Source organism: Stutzerimonas stutzeri SDM-LAC, assembly GCF_000235745.1.
Taxonomy (GTDB): Bacteria; Pseudomonadota; Gammaproteobacteria; order Pseudomonadales; family Pseudomonadaceae; genus Stutzerimonas; species Stutzerimonas stutzeri_H.
In genome coordinates this window covers 1-18,124 of the sequence record NZ_AGSX01000132.1, presented here as the reverse complement: position 1 = coordinate 18,124, position 18,124 = coordinate 1, and the positions used below count along the sequence as shown (strand labels likewise).

Here is an 18,124-nt window from a genome sequence, read left to right as displayed (position 1 = left end):
AAACGGCAAGCGGACAGCGTTCCGCCAAAAGCGCGGTTTGTTATTATGCCGGGCACATCTGCCCTCTGGCTTGCCTCGTGAAACAAATCATCGACTTCGTTCCACTGCTGCTGTTCTTCGTCGTCTACAAAGTCGAGCCTGCCACGGTCGAATTCGGAGGCTTCAGCCTAGGCGTTGGGGGCATATTCAGCGCAACAGCAGTGCTGATTATCAGCTCCGTGATTATCTACGGCGTTTTGTTCATGCATCAGCGCCGGCTCGAAAAAAGCCAGTGGCTAACATTGGCGGCTTGCCTGTTGTTCGGCGGGCTGACCTTGGTGCTGCACAGCGAAGCGATCCTCAAGTGGAAGGCGCCCGTACTTAATTGGCTGTTCGCGCTGGCCTTCACCGCGAGCCACTTCATCGGCGACAAACCACTGACCCAGCAGATGATGGGCCATGCGGTCCGTTTGCCGGCAGCGCAGTGGTCGCAGCTCAATGTCGCCTGGATCCTGTTCTTTCTCGTCTGCGGCTTTGCCAATCTCTTCGTTGTCTTCGTCTATCCCTCGATCTGGGTAGACTTCAAGGTCTTTGGCAGTCTCGCGCTGACGCTGCTGTTCCTGGCCGGCCAGGCGCTTTATCTGGTGCGCCACCTGCAACCCGAACCTGACGAATCCTAGGAGTTCATCATGCTCTACGCCATCATCGCGACCGATGTGCCCAACTCGCTGCAAGACCGTTTGGCCTCGCGCCCCGCGCACCTGGCACGTCTCGACCAGCTCAAAAGCGAAGGCCGGCTCGTTCTGGCTGGCCCGCATCCGGCGGTGGACAGCAATGATCCCGGCGCAGCTGGCTTTACCGGCAGCCTGGTTGTCGCCGAATTCGACTCGCTGCAGACTGCAGAACAGTGGGCTGCGGCCGATCCATATAAAGCCGCTGGCGTCTATGGCGATGTCATCGTCAAACCTTTCAAACAGGTCTACCCCTAATTTGGTCGGCTGACATCCGCCAGACAGCTGCTGGCGCTGGTGCTGGGCCGTCGCTCTGCCACGGCCAAGCACAGAGTTAAAACCGTTGAGGAAAAAGGAGTTCCGATGCGCCAAAGTTCGCTGTCCCTGCTGCTTGTTCTAGGTCTCGTCATCCCCTCGCTACAGGCCGAAGAAGCGCCCATAGAGCCATCCGCCGAGCGGCAGGTCGAGCTGGAGCATCGTCTCAGTGAAAATCAACAGCAACGCGAGGCGACCAGGGAAAACCTCGACGCCGCGACCAGCGCAGCGGGCCAGGCCCAGCTGTTGAGACTGCGCCAGGAAAACCAGCGACTGCGCCTGCAACTTGAACACGAACAAGCGCAGACGCAGGTGCAACCGCCGTTGCTCAACGACCAGCAACAGTGGTTCGCGGTAGGCGGCGGCGTGGGCGTGCTGGGCTTTCTGCTTGGCGTCCTGACAACCCGCGGCCGCCGCCGTCGGCAATGGCTGAACTGAATCGACACGAGCGAACTATGAGCGAACTGCTACTGATAGACGACGACCAGGAGCTCTGCGAACTACTGGTCAGTTGGCTGGCCCAGGAAGGCTTTGTCGCCCGTGCCTGCCATGACGGTCAAAGCGCCCGCGCTGCGTTGGCCGAACACCAACCCGCCGCAGTCGTGCTCGACGTAATGCTGCCTGACGGCAGTGGCTTGGACCTGTTGAAGCAACTGCGCAGTGAGCATCCGGACCTGCCGGTATTGATGCTTTCGGGGCGCGGCGAGCCGCTCGACCGCATACTCGGTCTGGAGCTGGGTGCGGACGATTATCTGGCCAAACCCTGTGATCCACGCGAACTGACCGCACGCCTGAAGGCCGTCCTGCGCCGCAGCCAACCGGCCAGCGCACCGACACAGCTGGAGCTGGGCGATCTCTGGTACAGCCCTGCACGTGGAGTGGCCAGCGTTGGCGATCATGAGGTCACGCTTACCCTTTCCGAAGGACGCATCCTCGAAGCACTCCTCAGCCAGCCAGGCGAACCGCTGGAAAAGCAGGCATTGGCGCAACTGGCCCTGGGCCGCAAGCTCACCCTGTACGACCGCAGCCTGGACATGCACGTCAGCAACCTGCGCCGAAAGCTCGGCCCACATCCAGACGGCCGCCCGCGCATCGTTGCCTTGCGCAGCCGTGGCTACCTCTACGCACCCTGACCGGCCTTTACCCAGCCTTTACCCAGCCCTGACCGCCCTTGACCTTGCGCGCCCTAGACTGAGCTTATCCAGTCGAAGCCAGCTGAGGTGCCCTCGACAGGCGCCTAGCCGGCGACCGGTTTCCATACCAAGGAGAAACTCAAGATGCGCAAGACTCTGATCGCCGTACTGTTCGCCTCAACCCTTCCTGCGATTGCCATGGCTATGCCAGACGATGGCCAGCGTCACCACGGAGGCAAGCATTCGCCATTCGAGCAGCTCGATCTGACCAAGGAGCAACGGAACGAGATGCGCCAGTTGTTGCGCGAGCAGATGAACAATCATCGCGAGATCACCCAACGATACCTGGACAAGCTACCCGAAGCCGAACGCAAGGCCATGCAGGAAGAACTGAAAGCCAGCCAGGAAAAAACCCAGAAGCAAGTGCGCGACCTGCTCAAGCCGGAACAGCAGAAGAAGTTCGACGAACTGCACGAAAAAATGGCCGCGAAGCGCGCTGACCGCGCCGAATTCGAACAATGGAAAGCCGAGCGCGATCAGAAAAACTGATCCGCTAAAACAGCAATCCCGCCCGGTTCGCCCCCACAAGTGACCACGCGCACCGGGCTTCTCCACGGAGTATCTGACCGGTGCGATCTTTGTTCTGGCGCATCCTCGCGACGTTTTGGCTAGCCATTGCGCTGGTGGCAGGCTTGGCCATGCTGCTTGGTCATGCGCTCAATCAGGACACCTGGATACTCAACCGTCATCCTGGCGTCAACGGCCTGGCCGAGGTGTGGACCAAGGTATACGAGCGCCAGGGGCCGATCACTGCACAGTTCCTCCTCGAACGGCATCGCAACCGCTACGGCGTCGATGTGCAGGTTCTGGCTGAAAACGGTCAGCCGATCATCCGCGGCACCTTTCCGGCTCGCGCCGCTGCTTTCGAAGCACGTCAGGAACACCGGGACGGTCGCCTCCCGTGGCGGCGGTTGACCACCGACTACACCAGCCCCGAGACCGGTAATACCTACCTGTTCATCTATCGCATCCCGAATCAGGAATTGCAGGCCTGGCACCGAGGCAGCCTGTTCTGGCCTCTGAGTGCGCTTGGTATCGCCTTGGTCGTCCTGACTGGCTTCAGCCTGCTACTAACCCTGTCGATTACCCGCCCACTCGATCGGCTTCGCGGTGCCGTGCATGACCTCGGGCAGACCACCTACCAACAGAATTCGCTGGCACGCCTGGCCAATCGGCGCGACGAGCTGGGCGTGCTTGCAAAGGACTTCAACCGCATGGGAGCCCGACTGCAAAGCTTGATCGGCAGCCAGCGTCAATTGCTGCGTGACGTGTCCCACGAACTGCGTTCGCCACTGGCACGCCTGCGCATCGCACTGGCGTTGGCAGAGCGGGCTACACCGGCCGAACGCGAGGTCATCTGGCCGCGGCTGGCCAAGGAATGTGATCGTCTGGAGGCGCTGATCAGTGAGATCCTGGAGCTCGCAAGATTGGACGCCGACCCGGGCGCGCCGAGCCCCATCAACTTGCGCGCGATATTCGGGCAGCTCGAGGAGAACGCCCGCATCGTCTCGCCCAATCAACGCATCGACAGCTACGTCGAAACCGAAGCCCAACTGCAAGGCTGGCCGGACATGCTCGAGCGCGCGCTGGACAATCTGTTACGCAACGCCTTGCGCTTCAATCCAGAAGGCGTACCGATAGAACTGCGCGCCTGCAGCGACACACAGCACCTGCTACTGAGCATCCGCGACCAAGGGCCTGGGGTCGACGAAGCCCATCTCGCGCAGCTGAGCGAACCCTTCTTCCGCGCACCAGGACAGACCACCGCCGGACACGGATTGGGCCTGGCGATTGCTCGCCGAGCCGCCGAACGGCATAACGGCGAGCTGCTGTTGGGTAATCACCCTGACGGTGGCTTTATCGCCACGCTGAAGCTGCCACTGAACCCAGCGATCGAAAATCTGCAATACGCGGAGTGACCTAGCGTGCGCCGGTCCACTCACTGACAAACTGCTGCGGGTCCACTTCCGGCGGGGTCCGCGGCGTTCCCTCGGGGGTGCCGACGTAAATGAACCCCAGAATCTGCTCATCACCAGTCAATCCCAGCGCCTTGGCCAGATACGGATCGTAAGCGAAATCGCCTGTACGCCAGACGGCGCCAAGAGCTTGTGCATGCGCAGCCAGCAACAAGCCGTGTGCCGCACAGGACACGGCCAGCACTTGTTCTGAACCGGGCACCTTCGGGTGCGGCTGCACATGCGCAATGACCACCACCAGCAGCGGCGCGCGCAACGGCATCTTGCTGGCTTTCAGCAAGGCATCATCGCTCGCCTCGGGCGAGCGCACACGCAGCGACTCAGCCATCAACTTGCCCAACTGTTCGCGGGCTTCGCCCTGAATAGTCAGGAACCGCCAAGGACGCAGCTGGCCGTGGTCCGGCGCACGCAAGGCAGCACGAAACATCACGTCCAGCTGAGCCGGGGTCGGCGCAGGATCGGTAAGCCGCGTGACAGACACGCGCTTGAGCAACAGGTCGAGAGCTTCCATCCGACTACCTCCGAAAACGAATCGGACATTCTAGAGCCCCGAGCCGTTCGTTTGGCAGCACAGTTATGGCAAGCGTCATATCGCATGACCGGTTCTAAGATCCGGCCCGGAGCTGCCGCTCGCCGTCAGGCTACCCGATCGGGCGCAAGCTGCGGCTCCAGCGGAGGCATCAGCGGCGGAAGACCATGGGCCGCCCGAGCCGTATCGCAATGCGCGTTGTGTTGACCACCGACCCAGGAGGCTTCGAATTCGCGACAGGTGCTCGAGCGCTGCTCATACATGGTGCAACGTACGCCGCACCCCACCTCGCCCATCAGCCCGACACAACGCGCCGGCTTGGATTCTGTCCCAAGCATCGCAACGTGAAATGGGCCGACCTGCACGGTTGCGCTGTCAGGCACTGCACCGCCAGAGGAGGCACACTCGCCCCAGAAGAAAGACACACGAAAATGCGCGCAGCAGGCGCCGCACGTGAGGCAGGGGTTGTCGATGGACATGGAAGGTGAACACTCAGAAACCGGCAAAGGGCCGGCACCGGACGGCTATTCTATTCATCGCAACGAACTTGGGAAGAGGTCTACCGGGGGGGGTGCAAAAGATTTTTCAACAGGCTGATCGCCGGTTTACTGCCGCAGCGACAGGCGTAGAATGGCGGCCTCATTTTTCGAGCCGAGCAGCAATCAAACATGGCCTTGCCGACTCTGCGCATCATCGGTTTCATTCTCGGCATTTTCCTGATCACACTCGCAGTCAGCATGGTCATTCCGATGATCACGCTGTTCGCTTTTGATCGCACCGACGATCTGCAAGCGTTTCTCTGGGCCAGCCTGATCACCTTCGGCTGCGGTTTTGCACTGGTTGCCCCCGGCCGCCCAGCCAATACAAACCTGCGTCCGCGCGACATGTATTTCCTGACTACGGTCAGTTGGGTGATCGTATGCTGCTTCGCCGCCCTGCCGCTTATGCTCATTCAGCACATCAGCTATACCGATGCGTTCTTCGAAACCATGTCCGGCATCACCACTACCGGTGCGACCGTGCTCTCGGGACTCGATAGCGCCTCACCGGGCCTGCTTATTTGGCGATCATTGCTGCACTGGCTTGGTGGCATTGGATTCATCGGCATGGCCGTGGCCATTCTGCCGCTGTTACGCGTTGGTGGTATGCGGCTGTTCCAGACCGAATCCTCCGATTGGTCAGAAAAAGTCATGCCGCGTTCGCACATGGCCGGCAAGTACCTGATCGTTATCTACCTGGTCTTTACGCTGGCAGCGTTTATCGCATTCTGGCTGGCAGGAATGAGCGGATTCGATGCGATCAACCATGCGATGTCCACTGTGGCGACTGGCGGCTATTCAACCTCCGACGCATCGCTCGGCAAGTTCGGTCCAGCCACGCATTGGGTTGCGATCTTCTTCATGATTTTGGGCAGCTTACCGTTCACCCTGTACGTAGCCACCGCTCGCGGCGACCGTCGGGCGCTGTTTGGGGATCAGCAGGTTCGCGGGTTTCTGGTAATGCTCGCGGGGACGAGCCTGTTATTCAGTCTGTGGTACTGGTTCAACCATGATGACAATCTTCTCGACTCCCTGCGGATCGTGACATTCAGCGTTGTATCGGTCATCACGACCACCGGTTATGCGGTCAGTGACTACACCCAATGGGGCGGGTTCGCGGTCATGGTGTTCTTCTATCTCACATTCCTTGGCGGTTGCTCGGGGTCTACGTCCGGCGGCCTGAAGATGTTTCGTTTTCAGGTCGCTTACACCCTGCTGCGTTCGAACCTAAAGCAGCTAGTCCACCCGCGCGCAGTGATCCGCCAGCAATACAACGGGCACAACCTCGACGAGGAAATTGTTCGTTCGATTCTGACCTTTTCTTTCTTTATCACCATGACGATCGGCGTGCTTGCGCTATGCCTGGCGCTGCTTGGCCTGGATCCGATCACCGCACTTACCGGCGCGGCTTCAGCGGTGTGCAACGTGGGTCCCGGCCTCGGGCCAATCATCGGTCCGGCGGGCAATTTTTCCACCTTGCCGGATTCTGCGAAATGGCTGCTGTCGTTCGGGATGTTGCTGGGCCGGCTGGAAATCATCACCGTGCTGGTAATGCTGACCCCTTCCTTCTGGCGCCACTGACCGGATCAGGTTTCGCCGATATCCTCGTTCCACAGTTCGGGGCTTTCGGCGATAAAGCGGCGCATGATTTCGACACAGCTCGCGTCCTGCAGCACCTCGACCTCAACACCGCGGCCACGTAGCAGCAGCTCTTCACCCATGAACGTCTGATTCTCACCGATCACGACCTTTGGAATGCCATATAGCAGAATCGCCCCGGTGCACATGGAACAGGGCGACAGCGTGGTATAGAGGATCGACTCGGCGTAAACGCTGGCCGGTTGCCGCCCGGCATTCTCGAATGCATCCATCTCCCCGTGCAGCACTGCGCTGCCCTGCTGAACCCGCCGGTTGTGGCCGCGGCCAATGATTCGCCCCCGGTGGACGATCACCGAACCGATTGGAATACCGCCCTCGGCGAGCCCCTTCTGCGCTTCGTCGATTGCTGCTTGCATGAACTCGTTCATTCACTGCGCTCCGTCGGTCTTGTTAGCTAAATCGTGGAGGATCGCCATCAGGCGGCTTCGGAGCGGCGTTTGAACAGGCGCTTGCTCAGCTCGACGACTGCAAACACCAGACCGCCGGCCAATATGCCGAAAGCGGCGTCCAGCAGCGTCGGCAACAGCCCCGCCAGAACCGAGCCAATGTACGGCAGCGCAACCGTGTGCTCTGCGCTGTCCTCGATGAAGTGGTGAATGGCCTTGAAGCCGTGGGTCAGAATGCCGCCGCCGACCATGAACATGGCGGCAGTGCCGATCACCGACAAGGACTTCATCAACCAGGGCGCAACCGTGAGGATGCCGCGGCCCATCGATTGCGCCACAGAACTGGTGCGTTTGCTCAGCGCCAGACCTGCGTCGTCGAGTTTGACGATGCCGGCAACCAAACCGTAGACGCCAATGGTCATGATGATTGCGATACCTGCAAGCACGGCAATCTGCTCGACGAAGCTCGCAGCGGCGACCGTCCCCAGCGTGATGGCGATGATCTCGGCGGACAGGATGAAATCGGTGCGGACCGCGCCGCTGATCTTGTCGCGCTCGAACGCGACCATGTCGACGCTCTCATCGGCGAGCGCCTGCATTTGCTGCGCATGATGATCCTGATCGCGGTGCAGGAACCGGTGCGCAAGCTTCTCAAACCCTTCGAAACAGAGAAACGCACCGCCCAGCATTAGCAACGGCGTGATGGCCCAGGGGAGGAACGCGCTGATCAGCAACGCAGCCGGCACCAAAATCAGCTTGTTGCGCATGGACCCCTTGGCCACGGCCCAGACCACCGGCAGCTCGCGGTCCGCATTGACGCCGGTAACCTGCTGAGCATTGAGTGCAAGATCGTCTCCAAGCACGCCGGCGGTTTTCTTCGCCGCCACCTTGGTCATCAGGGAAACGTCATCCAGAATCGAAGCGATATCGTCGATCAGGGCAAGAAGGCTACTGGCCAATGCAGGTCATCCTTTGGGTATCGGCAAGAAAGCGGCGCAGGTGCGCCACGGTCATATATATGCAAGCTAAGGCTATGACAGGAAAGCACAAGTTCCGCGTGGTCATATCCACCACGGTGTGCGGTATTCACCGGTTTCCGTGGCTTACCAGCGCTTGAAGCCGCGGAAGAAAATCACCCGGTCAGGCAAAGGCCAGCAGATAAGCCACGCACAAGGGTACTAAACTGGCACGCGAAGTCGGTAGCCTGACACGCCAGAGGTTCTAGACTGCAACGACCACAATGACAGGAGGTGCGGCATGAGCACGCAAACCGCCGAGCGTTTTACCCGCTTCGCCGATTTCTATCCGTTCTACCTGGCCGAGCACAGCAACCCAACCTGCAGACGTTTGCACTACATCGGCAGTTCGCTGGTACTGGCAATCCTGGCCTACGCGTTGATCAGCCAGCAGTGGCTATGGTTGCTGGCGATGCCACTGGCCGGCTACGGGTTTGCCTGGGTTGGCCATTTCATTTTCGAGAAGAACCGCCCCGCGACATTCCAGTACCCGCTGTACAGCTTTCTCGGCGACTGGGTGATGTTGAAAGACATGCTCACCGGAAAGATCCGATTCTGAGCGCTGGTCGCTCAGCCAATGCCGCGCCGCACCGGCTATTGGTCACGGAATGGACCGGCGGTTTGGCGCAGTGCTGGCGACTTGGTTATGATCACGCGCCAGCGCTGGTCGATGCGCTGCAGCCTCTTACGGCGCGTTCCAGAGCGCCGGCCTCTTTTCAGGGATAGCAACCATCATGTCAACCGTGAGCGGTGAACGACGTAACGGACTCGCGACTCGTCCACTGCGCGAGTATTACGCCCGAGTTTTCGCCTATCTGATCTGTGCCGCCACGCTCGCTGCCGGTGTCTATACCCAGCAGTTTTCCCTCGATCTCTTGTGGATGGTGCCTTATACGCTCCTGTATCCGCACTTCGCCTATCACCTGAGCTACCGCTTCAAGCGCGAACACCCTGAGGCGACTTCTCAGACCCTGCTGTGTCTGGACGCCTTGAATGCAGGTGCGGGCATCGTGCTGCTCGGAAGCAGCCTCGTGCCAAGCCTGATGTTTCTGCTCACACTGAGTTTCAGCGCGCTGGTGGTCGGCAGCCTGCGTCATCTGTTGATGACCTTGTTGATGGCCTGCATCGGCGTTGGGCTGACCAGCTTGCTGGTGCCCTTGCGCTTCGAGGGTGCCAGCTCGGTTCTGGTATCCGCCGTCAGCATTCTGCTCACCACCCTGTACGTATGCGTAACGGCCTACTACGTGCATCAACAAGGCATCCGCCTCGCGCAGGCACGCAGCGAAGTCGAAGCCCAACAGGCGAAAGCTGCACGATTGGCGCGCAATCTTGCCAAATACCTGTCGCCACAGGTGTGGGAGTCAATCTTCTCCGGCAAGCGTACTGTCCGGCTGGAAACCCAGCGCAAGAAACTCACGGTGTTCTTTTCGGATATCAAAGGCTTCACCGAGCTGTCCGAAGAACTGGAAGCTGAAGCACTCACCGATCTGCTCAATACCTACCTCAACGAGATGTCGAAGATCACCCTCAAGTACGGCGGCACCATCGACAAGTTCGTTGGTGATTGCGTGATGGTGTTTTTCGGCGACCCCGCCAGCCAGGGCGCCAAGAAGGATGCTGTGGCCGCGGTTTCGATGGCGATTGCCATGCGCAAGCACATGAAAGTCCTGCGCCAGCAGTGGCGCGGGCAAGGCATTACCAAGCCGATGGAAATCCGCATGGGTATCAACACAGGCTACTGCACGGTCGGCAACTTCGGCGCCGACACTCGAATGGACTACACCATCATCGGTCGCGAAGTGAATCTGGCGAGCCGACTGGAAAGCTCCGCCGAGGCAGGGGAAATTCTCATTTCTCACGAAACCTATTCGCTGGTCAAAGACGTCATCATGTGCCGTGACAAAGGCCAGATCACCGTAAAGGGCTTCACCCGTCCGGTGCAGATCTACCAGGTGGTGGACTTCCGTCGCGACCTGGGCGCCACCAACAGCTTCGTCGAGCACGAACTGCCCGGCTTCTCGATGTACCTCGACACCAACGGGGTGCAAAACTTCGATAAAGAGCGCGTCATCCAGGCGCTCAACCAGGCCGCCGACAAACTACGCGACAAGGTCATCATGTAGCACCGCCTGGCCCGCCTCGGGTCAGATCGTGATCGCACCGATACCTGCCGGCGCTCCGCATGCAGTCGAGGTTTTCCATGCCGCCCATCCTTTCTCTGCGTCATTACAATCACGACCAGATCATCCACAGCCATGAGCACGGCTTGCGCCAACCTGCTCCGCTGGAAGCCAGGCCATGACTCATCGCAACGCTTTGCTGGCGATCCATTTCGGCGCGCTGATGTTTGGGCTATCCGGTGTGTTCGGCAAGCTCGCCGAGAGCGCGCCCCTGATCATTACGCTCGGCCGTGCGGGTTTTGCGGTCGTGGCGCTGTTGCTGGCCGCACAATTCCTGCGTAGCGCTGGCACAACCCCAAGCCCACGCCAGCGCGCCGGACTGCTGTTCGGCGGCCTGTTGCTCGGTGGCCATTGGCTCACCTTCTTCATCGCCGTAAAGATCGCCGGTGTCGGTATCGCCACATTGGGTTTTGCCAGCTTTCCGGCGTTTACGGTGTTACTGGAGGGGTTGCTGTTCCGCGAGCGCACTCGCCCGGTCGAGTTCGGCATGGTCGCCTTGGTCTGCGTTGGGCTGCTGTTGGTTACGCCACAGTTCGATCTCGCCAGCGACAGCACGCTGGGTCTGATTTACGGCATCCTTTCGGGGCTGATGTTTGCTCTACTTTCATTGCTCAACCGTGCGGTAACCCGCGGCGTGGATCCGGTGCAGGCAGCGCTCTGGCAGAACGGCATCATCCTGCTTTGCCTGCTGCCTTTTACATGGTCGTCGCTGCCCGCCGTGCCCGTCATGGACTGGCTGTGGCTGGCCTTGCTCGGCGTCCTCTGCACGGGCCTGGCGCACAGCCTGTTCGTGGCGAGCCTGAAGGTGTTGAAAGCGCGGACGACATCGGTGATCTTCGCGCTGGAGCCGGTATATGGCATCGCGATCGCCTGGTGGCTGTTCAATGAGCAACCTTCGCTGGGAATGCTTGCTGGCGGGGCGCTGATCATCCTCGCCTCGGTCATCACCAGCCGACTGAAAACGCCGGCCGTGACGAACCCCGCCTCACCTATCGCAAAGGCGGGTTAGGCGCCGACACCGCAAAAGCCGACCGCCGCATCAATGCGAGTGACGGGGTACATCAGCGCCACGGCAGCCCACCAGAAAGTCGAAGTCGCAGCCCTCGTCGGCCTGCAGCACATGCTCGACGAACAGTCGACGATATCCCCCGTCCCACAACAGGCCTTGCGGGGCTTGCCAGTCAGCCAGCCGCTCCTGCAATTCAGCGTCCGGGATGTCCAGATGCAGGCGGCCCTCGTAACAGTCCAGCTCGATGAAGTCCCCGTTGCGTACCGCCGCCAGCGGCCCACCGGCTGCGGCTTCGGGGGCGACATGCAATACCACGGTGCCATAAGCGGTGCCGCTCATACGGGCGTCGGAAATCCGCACCATATCGGTGATCCCTTTGGCCAACACTTTGGGCGGCAAGCCCATGTTGCCGACCTCAGCCATACCGGGATAACCCTTGGGTCCGCAATTCTTCATGACCAGAATGCAGGTTTCATCGACATCCAGCTCCGGATCGGCAATGCGCGCCTTGTAGTCGTCGAAGTCCTCGAACACCACTGCGCGGCCGCGATGCTTCATCAGTTCCGCTGTTGCCGCCGAGGGTTTCAGCACCGCGCCGCTGGGCGCCAGGTTGCCGCGCAATACGCAGATTCCGCCGTCCTTGCGCAGCGGGTTATCCAGCGTGCGAATAACCTCGTCTTCGCCGTAGATCGGGGCGTGAGCGCAGTTGTCCCAGAGAGATCTGCCGTTGACAGTCAATGCATCGGGGTTCGGCAACAAATTGTTTTCACCCAGCCGGCGGATCACCGCCGGCAGGCCGCCAGCGTAGTAGAACTCTTCCATCAGGAAGCGCCCCGAGGGTTGCAGGTCGACAAGGGTGGGCATGCCGCGGCCAATGCGCGTCCAGTCATCCAGCTCGAGTTCGACACCAATGCGTCCGGCGATCGCCTTGAGGTGGATCACGGCATTGGTCGAGCCGCCAATGGCAGCGTTGACCCGGATGGCGTTCTCGAACGCTTGCTTGGTCAGCACCTTGGACAAGCGCAGGTCCTCATGAACCATGTCGACGATGCGCATACCGGACAGGTGCGCCAGCACGTAGCGACGCGAGTCCACCGCCGGAATCGCTGCGTTGTGCGGCAATGAAGTGCCCAGTGCTTCGGCCATACAGGCCATGGTCGAGGCGGTCCCCATGGTGTTGCAGGTGCCCGCCGAACGCGACATACCGGCCTCGGCGGAAAGGAACTCGTTGAGGTCGATCTGCCCAGCCTTGTACTGCTCGTGCATCTGCCAGACGATGGTGCCCGCACCAATGTCGCGGCCCTTGTGCTTGCCGTTGAGCATCGGCCCGCCGGTGACAACGATCGTCGGCACATCACAGCTGGCCGCACCCATCAGCAACGCCGGGGTGGTCTTGTCACAGCCGACCAGCAGCACCACCGCATCCACCGGATTGCCACGAATCGACTCCTCGACATCCATGCTGGCCAGGTTGCGCGTCAGCATGGCGGTGGGACGCAGGTTCGACTCCCCATTGGAGAAGACCGGGAATTCGACCGGGAACCCACCCGCCTCCAGAACGCCCTTTTTTACGTGTTCAGCAATCTTGCGAAAGTGCGCGTTGCAGGGCGTCAGCTCCGACCAGGTGTTACAGATGCCGATGATCGGCTTGCCCTGGAACTCATGATCCGGGATGCCCTGGTTCTTCATCCAGCTGCGATACATGAAACCGTTCTTGTCGGTGGTACCGAACCATTGAGCGGAGCGCAGGGGGCGTTTGTCAGTCATTGCGATGCACCTGTTATCGTCGGCTGGCTCAGCTGGCCCGCCTGATTGACCTCGTTGATCCAGAGCGTAGAGAGACAAGACATCATCAACAAATATATATTTCAGCCAAACCGATATATGAACGGGTATAGCTGAATGAAGCCGATCAACAGCAATTGGTTCGTCCGGGCGCGTTTGAAGAACCGCCACATCCCGCTGCTGGCAGCCCTTGGCGATACGGGAAATCTCAATCGAGCCGCAATCGGATTGGGCATTTCTCAGCCCGCGATTTCGAAACTGTTGAAAGAGCTGGAGGATGGGCTGGGCGTCGAGCTGTTCGAGCGTCACGCGCGTGGCGTCGTCCCGACGCTATACGGCGAAGCAATGATTCGCCACGCCCGCCGCATGCTGAACACGCTGGACAGCGCCTACAGCGAGGTCGACGCGCTGCGTCAGGGGCAGCAGGGGCACGTGCGCATTGGCACTATTCTTACGCCCTGTGCGGAACTGCTGCCTGATGTGATCCGACGCGCCAAGCAGCGCTTTCCGAAGCTGGAGGTCAGCATCCGCACGGGTTCCAGCCGTGATCTGCTGGCGATTCTGGATGACGGCGAGCTGGATTTTCTGGTGGCGCGGTTTTCGGCGGAAAGTCAGCAGGACGATTTGCGCTTCGAGCCGTTGGCTAAAGAGCCGCTGCAGATCTGCGCGCGCGCCGGACTGATCGAAGGCCCAATGTCTCGCTCGCAACTGAACGCCGCGGACTGGGTGCTGCCCCCGGTGGGCAGCGTGTTGCGTCAGGAGTTCGATGCGCTGTTTCAGCGCGTCGGCATGCGCCCTCCACGCAAGGTCGTGAACGCAGAAAACCTGCTGATGGTGACCACGCTGATCGAGAAGAACGACATGCTGACCGTGCTGCCACGCGATGTGCTGGCGCACTATGCGCGCTACGGCATGCTGGAAGAAATCGAGGTGGATGCGAGCGTAAATGCCGATCTGAACCAGGGACTGATGGCCTACGGGATCATCACCAAAACCCCGCAGCAGCTGTCACCAGCAGCCGCTGGCGTGCTCGAACTGCTGCGCGATACCGCACACGAATTGGGGCTAGGTCACGGAGCGGCTCAGCCTTGTTAGAGCGAGCCGCTCCACGCATCAGAGCGCCGCGTCAGTGGTTTCGCCGTCCACCAGGCGTTTGATACCCAGCGGGTTGGCGTTCTTCAGCGCGTCCGGCAGCAGCGCATCCGGGAAGTTCTGGTAGCACACCGGGCGCAGGAAGCGGTCGATCGCCAAGGTACCGACTGACGTACCCCGGACATCCGAGGTCGCTGGATAAGGCCCACCGTGAACCATGGCATCGCAGACTTCCACGCCGGTCGGATAGCCGTTGAGCAAGATCCGTCCGGCCTTCTGTTCCAGCAGTGCCACCAGATCGTTGGCGTCCGCCAGATCTGTGGGTTCAGCAATGAGCGTCGCGGTGAGCTGGCCATGCAAGCCTGACAGGGCGCGCATCAGCTCAGCCTTGTCATTCACCTCCACCACGACGGTAGTCGGGCCGAACACCTCCTCCTGCAACAGCGGATCGCCGTCGATCAGCAGCTTCGCATCGGCCTTGAACAGCTGTGGCTGCGCCTGATTGCCCTGCTGGTTCTGGCCGGCAAGATGGCTGATCGCCGGATGGTCTTGCAGATGCTGAACACCCTTGCCATAGCTGCTGAGCGTGCCCGCATTGAGCATCGTCTGTGCCGGTTGCTCGCTCATGAAGCCGACCAGCCGCTGCAGAAAATCGTCGAACTCGGGCGAGCGAACGCCAATGACCAGACCAGGGTTGGTGCAGAACTGGCCGCAGCCCATCACGACCGAGGCAGTAAGCTCATTGGCGATGGCATCACCACGGGTCCTGAGCGCCTCGGACATCAGCACAACGGGGTTGATGCTGGACATCTCGGCGAATACCGGGATCGGTTGCGGGCGCGCTGCGGCCATATCGCACAGCGCCCGACCACCGCGCAGCGAACCGGTAAAGCCAACCGCCTGTATGAGCGGGTGCTTGACCAGCCATTCGCCTACCCCGCCGCCGTAAATCATGTTGAACACGCCCTTGGGCATGCCGGTTTTCTCCGCCGCGCGCATCACCGCGTCGGCCACGCATTCAGCCGTAACCATGTGGCCGCTGTGCGCCTTGAACACAACCGGGCAACCTGCTGCGAGCGCCGCTGCGGTGTCGCCACCGGCAGTGGAAAATGCCAAGGGGAAATTGCTGGCGCCGAACACCGCAACCGGCCCCAGCCCCATGCGGCACTGGCGAAGATCGGGGCGCGGCAGCGGCTTGCGCTCTGGCATTGCCCGGTCAATTCGCGCACCGAGAAAATCCCCACGGCGCAGCACCTTGGCGAACAGCCTCATCTGCCCACTGGTACGGCCACGCTCACCCTGAATTCGTCCCGCCGGCAGCGCGGTCTCACGACAGACCAGCGTGACGAAGTCATCGCCCAGCGCATCCAGCTCATCGGCAGTGGCATCGAGGAACTCGGCTCGCTTGCTAGCAGCAAGTGCTCGGTACTCGGGATAGGCGCTGGCTGCCGCTTGCGCCGCAGCATTCACTTCGTCTTCGGTCGCCTGATGAAACTCGAACGGCAAAGCTTCGCCGGTGCTGGCGTCGATGCTCTGGACGATAACCGTCCCCTTGGCGCTACGAGCCCCGCCTATGTAGTTCTGACCGCTGATATTCGGCATGGAATTTTTCCTCTGAGGATGTGGTTCATGAGGCTTCGCCCAGCCCGCCTACGAGCGAAGAGTTTGATACCTAGTGACCCGACACGACGCACGGGATAGTTACGGCCAATCATTGGCCATGCAATGCCGTCAGAGTGGCTTCACGCCGCCGGGGACGATGCCGGAGCGACAAATGCTGATGCCATTGCGCAACGGCGCGCCAAACTCGTCCAGGCTGACTTCGAACTGGTCGCCCGGCTGGGCCTTTATCCCGTCCGCGAAGGAGAGTGTTGCCGTCCCGAAAAAATGCACGTGGACGTCACCGGGACGCAGGAACTGCGCATATTTGAAATGGTGATACTCAAGGTTTTCCAGCGTGTGACACATGTTCTCTTCGCCGGACAGAAACTCTTTCTCCCACAGCACCTGTTCGCCGCGACGAATACGGCTGACGCCAGCCAAGTGTGCTGGCAGCGGCCCTACCCGCAACTCGGGGCCGAACGAACAGTAGCGCAACTTCGAGTGCGCCAGGTAAAGGTAGTTCTTGCGCTCCAGAACGTGGTCTGAAAATTCGTTGCCGAGGGCAAAGCCCAGGCGATACGGCAGACCGTCATCCCCGATCACATAGAGGCCGGTGAGTTCGGGCTCTTCGCCATAGTCTTCGGCGAAATCAGGTGCCGGAAAGTCCGCACCAGGGCGTACCACAATGCTGCCGTCTCCCTTGTAAAACCATTCGGGCTGAGCACCCACGCTGCCTGTCACGGGTCGCCCGCCTTGCATACCCCAGCGAAACATCTGCATCGAGTCGGTTAGCTTGGCTTCGTCCTGCTCGCCCTGCTGATGCATCTTGTCGCGCGTCGCGGCGCTGCCCAGATGGGTCAGTCCCGTGCCGCTGACCAGGCAATGGGCGGTGTCTTCATGATCGAGCGGCGGCAGAACCCGCCCAGCCCCGAGCAGGTCGCGGTACAGCGGCCCGGTTTCGCGCGCTTGGGATTGGACGTGTTCAGCGAGGCCACGCTGTTCACGGATTGCCGCCAAGGCCAGTTCACGCATGCTGGTGACCCCAGTGAGCACTTCGATTCGCTCGTCGGTTACCAGCCCCACGCACCTACGACCCGGCTCGCCCTCGAATTGAATCAACCGCATGCGTACCTTCCTCTTGTTGTGATGACGCCCGTCTGATGGGCGTTTGTTGCGATCACTTTAAAAACCGCGTCCTCTGGTGCCTAATGACGGCTTCTGATTGAGCGATAACTTCCAGTCATCCCATGATTGCCGCCCTCCCCACTATCGTGTCCCGTCTTCGGCTCAAGCAGCTGCGGTTGCTCATTGCGTTGGACGAACAGGGCTCGCTACACCGTGCGGCCGAGCAGGTCTTCATCAGCCAACCCGGCGCAACCAAATCGCTGCACGAAATCGAAAACACCTTCGGAGCCGAGCTGTTCACCCGCAACAGCCAGGGGTTGGTGCCCAACGACCTGGGCCGCTGCGTGATCCGCTATGCCCGATTGATCCACAGCGACCTGGCGCACCTGCGCGAAGAAATGGTGGGGATTTTGCAGGGTCACGGCGGCAGGCTTTCGGTCGGCACCATCATGGGCGCAGTACCGATGCTGATGCGTACGCTGGGCCAGCTGCGGCGCAAACAACCCGGGTTGTCGGTGGAAATCGTCGAGGACACCAGCGCTCGCCTGCTCGGCCTGCTCGACGAAGGCCGACTGGATCTGGCGATCTGCCGCAGCAGCGTCAGCCGCCGTCCGGATGCCTATGACTGCCTAACGCTGCACGAAGAGCAGCTGGCTGTGGTCGCGCATCCTGACCACCCGATGGCCGATACACCCGCATCCCTGACCCTGGCTGATCTGAGCGGGTATCGCTGGGTCATCTACCCGGCAAACATGCCGATGCGCCAGTTGCTGGAACGCGAGTTCAGCGAAGCCAGCCTTGAATTCCCGCGATACCCGGTCGAAACCGCATCCACCTTCACGACCCTCAGTCTGCTGCAGGAAGACCCGGAACTGGTCGCCGTCATGCCGCTGTCGGTGGCGCGTTTCAGCGAACGCTTCGGCATGATCCGCCGATTGCCACTGACGTTGCACTCGCGTAGCGAACCCTATGGCGTCATCGCCCGGCATGGAAGCAGTCTGTCCCCTG

General features: G+C 60.8%; 19 protein-coding genes. 12 read left to right on the top strand and 7 right to left on the bottom strand.

Annotated features, from left to right (window positions below; translation table 11 throughout):
- Positions 1–77: 77 nt before the first annotated feature.
- From ispZ to PSTU_RS0114060, 6 genes are all read left to right on the top strand, one after another.
- Positions 78–659: a septation protein IspZ gene (gene ispZ / locus PSTU_RS0114085; RefSeq protein ID WP_019341669.1), complete on the top strand. Its 582-nt coding sequence runs from the start codon at positions 78–80 to the stop codon at positions 657–659.
- A gap of 9 nt (positions 660–668) precedes the next feature.
- Positions 669–968 (top strand): YciI family protein, encoded by a 300-nt coding sequence (locus tag PSTU_RS0114080; protein ID WP_019341668.1) that lies wholly within the window; start codon positions 669–671, stop codon positions 966–968.
- A 105-nt stretch (positions 969–1,073) separates the two neighbouring features.
- Entirely contained in the window at positions 1,074–1,463 is a 390-nt protein-coding gene (locus PSTU_RS0114075) for a hypothetical protein (RefSeq protein WP_019341667.1), read from the top strand.
- 17 nt (positions 1,464–1,480) lie between these two features.
- Positions 1,481–2,158: a response regulator transcription factor gene (locus PSTU_RS0114070; protein WP_019341666.1), complete on the top strand. Its 678-nt coding sequence runs from the start codon at positions 1,481–1,483 to the stop codon at positions 2,156–2,158.
- Between the two features lie 144 nt (positions 2,159–2,302).
- A complete protein-coding gene (locus PSTU_RS0114065) occupies positions 2,303–2,707 on the top strand; it encodes a Spy/CpxP family protein refolding chaperone (RefSeq protein ID WP_019341665.1) in 405 nt (134 codons plus the stop codon).
- Positions 2,708–2,787: 80 nt separating this feature from the next.
- Positions 2,788–4,137, top strand: coding sequence for a sensor histidine kinase (locus PSTU_RS0114060; RefSeq protein ID WP_019341664.1), 1,350 nt, complete (start codon positions 2,788–2,790; stop codon positions 4,135–4,137).
- Between the two features lies 1 nt (position 4,138).
- Here PSTU_RS0114060 and PSTU_RS0114055 read toward each other — a convergent pair whose 3' ends face one another.
- Together PSTU_RS0114055 and PSTU_RS0114050 are read right to left on the bottom strand one after the other, a co-directional pair.
- A complete protein-coding gene (locus PSTU_RS0114055; protein ID WP_019341663.1) occupies positions 4,139–4,705 on the bottom strand; it encodes a nitroreductase family protein in 567 nt (188 codons plus the stop codon).
- 125 nt (positions 4,706–4,830) lie between these two features.
- Positions 4,831–5,202 (bottom strand): YkgJ family cysteine cluster protein, encoded by a 372-nt coding sequence (locus PSTU_RS0114050; RefSeq protein WP_019341662.1) that lies wholly within the window; start codon positions 5,200–5,202, stop codon positions 4,831–4,833.
- Between the two features lie 189 nt (positions 5,203–5,391).
- Here PSTU_RS0114050 and PSTU_RS0114045 point away from each other — a divergent pair, with 189 nt between their 5' ends.
- Positions 5,392–6,843 carry a TrkH family potassium uptake protein gene (locus PSTU_RS0114045; RefSeq protein WP_019341661.1) on the top strand — a complete coding sequence of 484 codons (1,452 nt, stop codon included), beginning with the start codon at positions 5,392–5,394 and terminating at the stop codon, positions 6,841–6,843.
- Positions 6,844–6,848: 5 nt separating this feature from the next.
- Here the strand turns inward: PSTU_RS0114045 and PSTU_RS0114040 are convergent, their stop codons facing one another.
- Positions 6,849–7,289 (bottom strand): nucleoside deaminase, encoded by a 441-nt coding sequence (locus tag PSTU_RS0114040; RefSeq protein ID WP_019341660.1) that lies wholly within the window; start codon positions 7,287–7,289, stop codon positions 6,849–6,851.
- Positions 7,290–7,336: 47 nt separating this feature from the next.
- A complete protein-coding gene (locus PSTU_RS0114035) occupies positions 7,337–8,266 on the bottom strand; it encodes a DUF808 domain-containing protein (protein ID WP_019341659.1) in 930 nt (309 codons plus the stop codon).
- Between the two features lie 298 nt (positions 8,267–8,564).
- Here PSTU_RS0114035 and PSTU_RS0114030 point away from each other — a divergent pair, with 298 nt between their 5' ends.
- The 3 genes from PSTU_RS0114030 to PSTU_RS0114020 all read left to right on the top strand — a co-directional run bounded on the left by PSTU_RS0114030 (position 8,565) and on the right by PSTU_RS0114020 (position 11,512).
- A complete protein-coding gene (locus tag PSTU_RS0114030) occupies positions 8,565–8,882 on the top strand; it encodes an Mpo1-like protein (protein WP_019341658.1) in 318 nt (105 codons plus the stop codon).
- A gap of 175 nt (positions 8,883–9,057) precedes the next feature.
- Entirely contained in the window at positions 9,058–10,446 is a 1,389-nt protein-coding gene (locus tag PSTU_RS0114025; RefSeq protein WP_019341657.1) for an adenylate/guanylate cyclase domain-containing protein, read from the top strand.
- A 175-nt stretch (positions 10,447–10,621) separates the two neighbouring features.
- Positions 10,622–11,512, top strand: a complete 891-nt coding sequence (locus PSTU_RS0114020) for a DMT family transporter (protein WP_019341656.1) — start codon at positions 10,622–10,624, stop codon at positions 11,510–11,512.
- A 30-nt stretch (positions 11,513–11,542) separates the two neighbouring features.
- Here PSTU_RS0114020 and PSTU_RS0114015 read toward each other — a convergent pair whose 3' ends face one another.
- Entirely contained in the window at positions 11,543–13,279 is a 1,737-nt protein-coding gene (locus PSTU_RS0114015; RefSeq protein WP_019341655.1) for an IlvD/Edd family dehydratase, read from the bottom strand.
- A gap of 135 nt (positions 13,280–13,414) precedes the next feature.
- Between PSTU_RS0114015 and PSTU_RS0114010 the strand changes: the two genes are divergently transcribed.
- Positions 13,415–14,392 (top strand): LysR substrate-binding domain-containing protein, encoded by a 978-nt coding sequence (locus PSTU_RS0114010; protein ID WP_019341654.1) that lies wholly within the window; start codon positions 13,415–13,417, stop codon positions 14,390–14,392.
- Positions 14,393–14,410: 18 nt separating this feature from the next.
- Here PSTU_RS0114010 and PSTU_RS0114005 read toward each other — a convergent pair whose 3' ends face one another.
- Together PSTU_RS0114005 and araD1 are read right to left on the bottom strand one after the other, a co-directional pair.
- A complete protein-coding gene (locus PSTU_RS0114005; RefSeq protein WP_019341653.1) occupies positions 14,411–15,991 on the bottom strand; it encodes an aldehyde dehydrogenase (NADP(+)) in 1,581 nt (526 codons plus the stop codon).
- A gap of 129 nt (positions 15,992–16,120) precedes the next feature.
- Complete coding sequence (araD1, locus tag PSTU_RS0114000; protein ID WP_019341652.1) at positions 16,121–17,116, bottom strand: AraD1 family protein; 996 nt, start codon at positions 17,114–17,116, stop codon at positions 16,121–16,123.
- 122 nt (positions 17,117–17,238) lie between these two features.
- On the opposite strand from araD1, the gene PSTU_RS0113995 reads away from it, so the two are divergent.
- The coding region (locus tag PSTU_RS0113995) for a LysR family transcriptional regulator (protein ID WP_019341651.1) at positions 17,239–18,124 on the top strand (886 nt) is incomplete at its 3' end.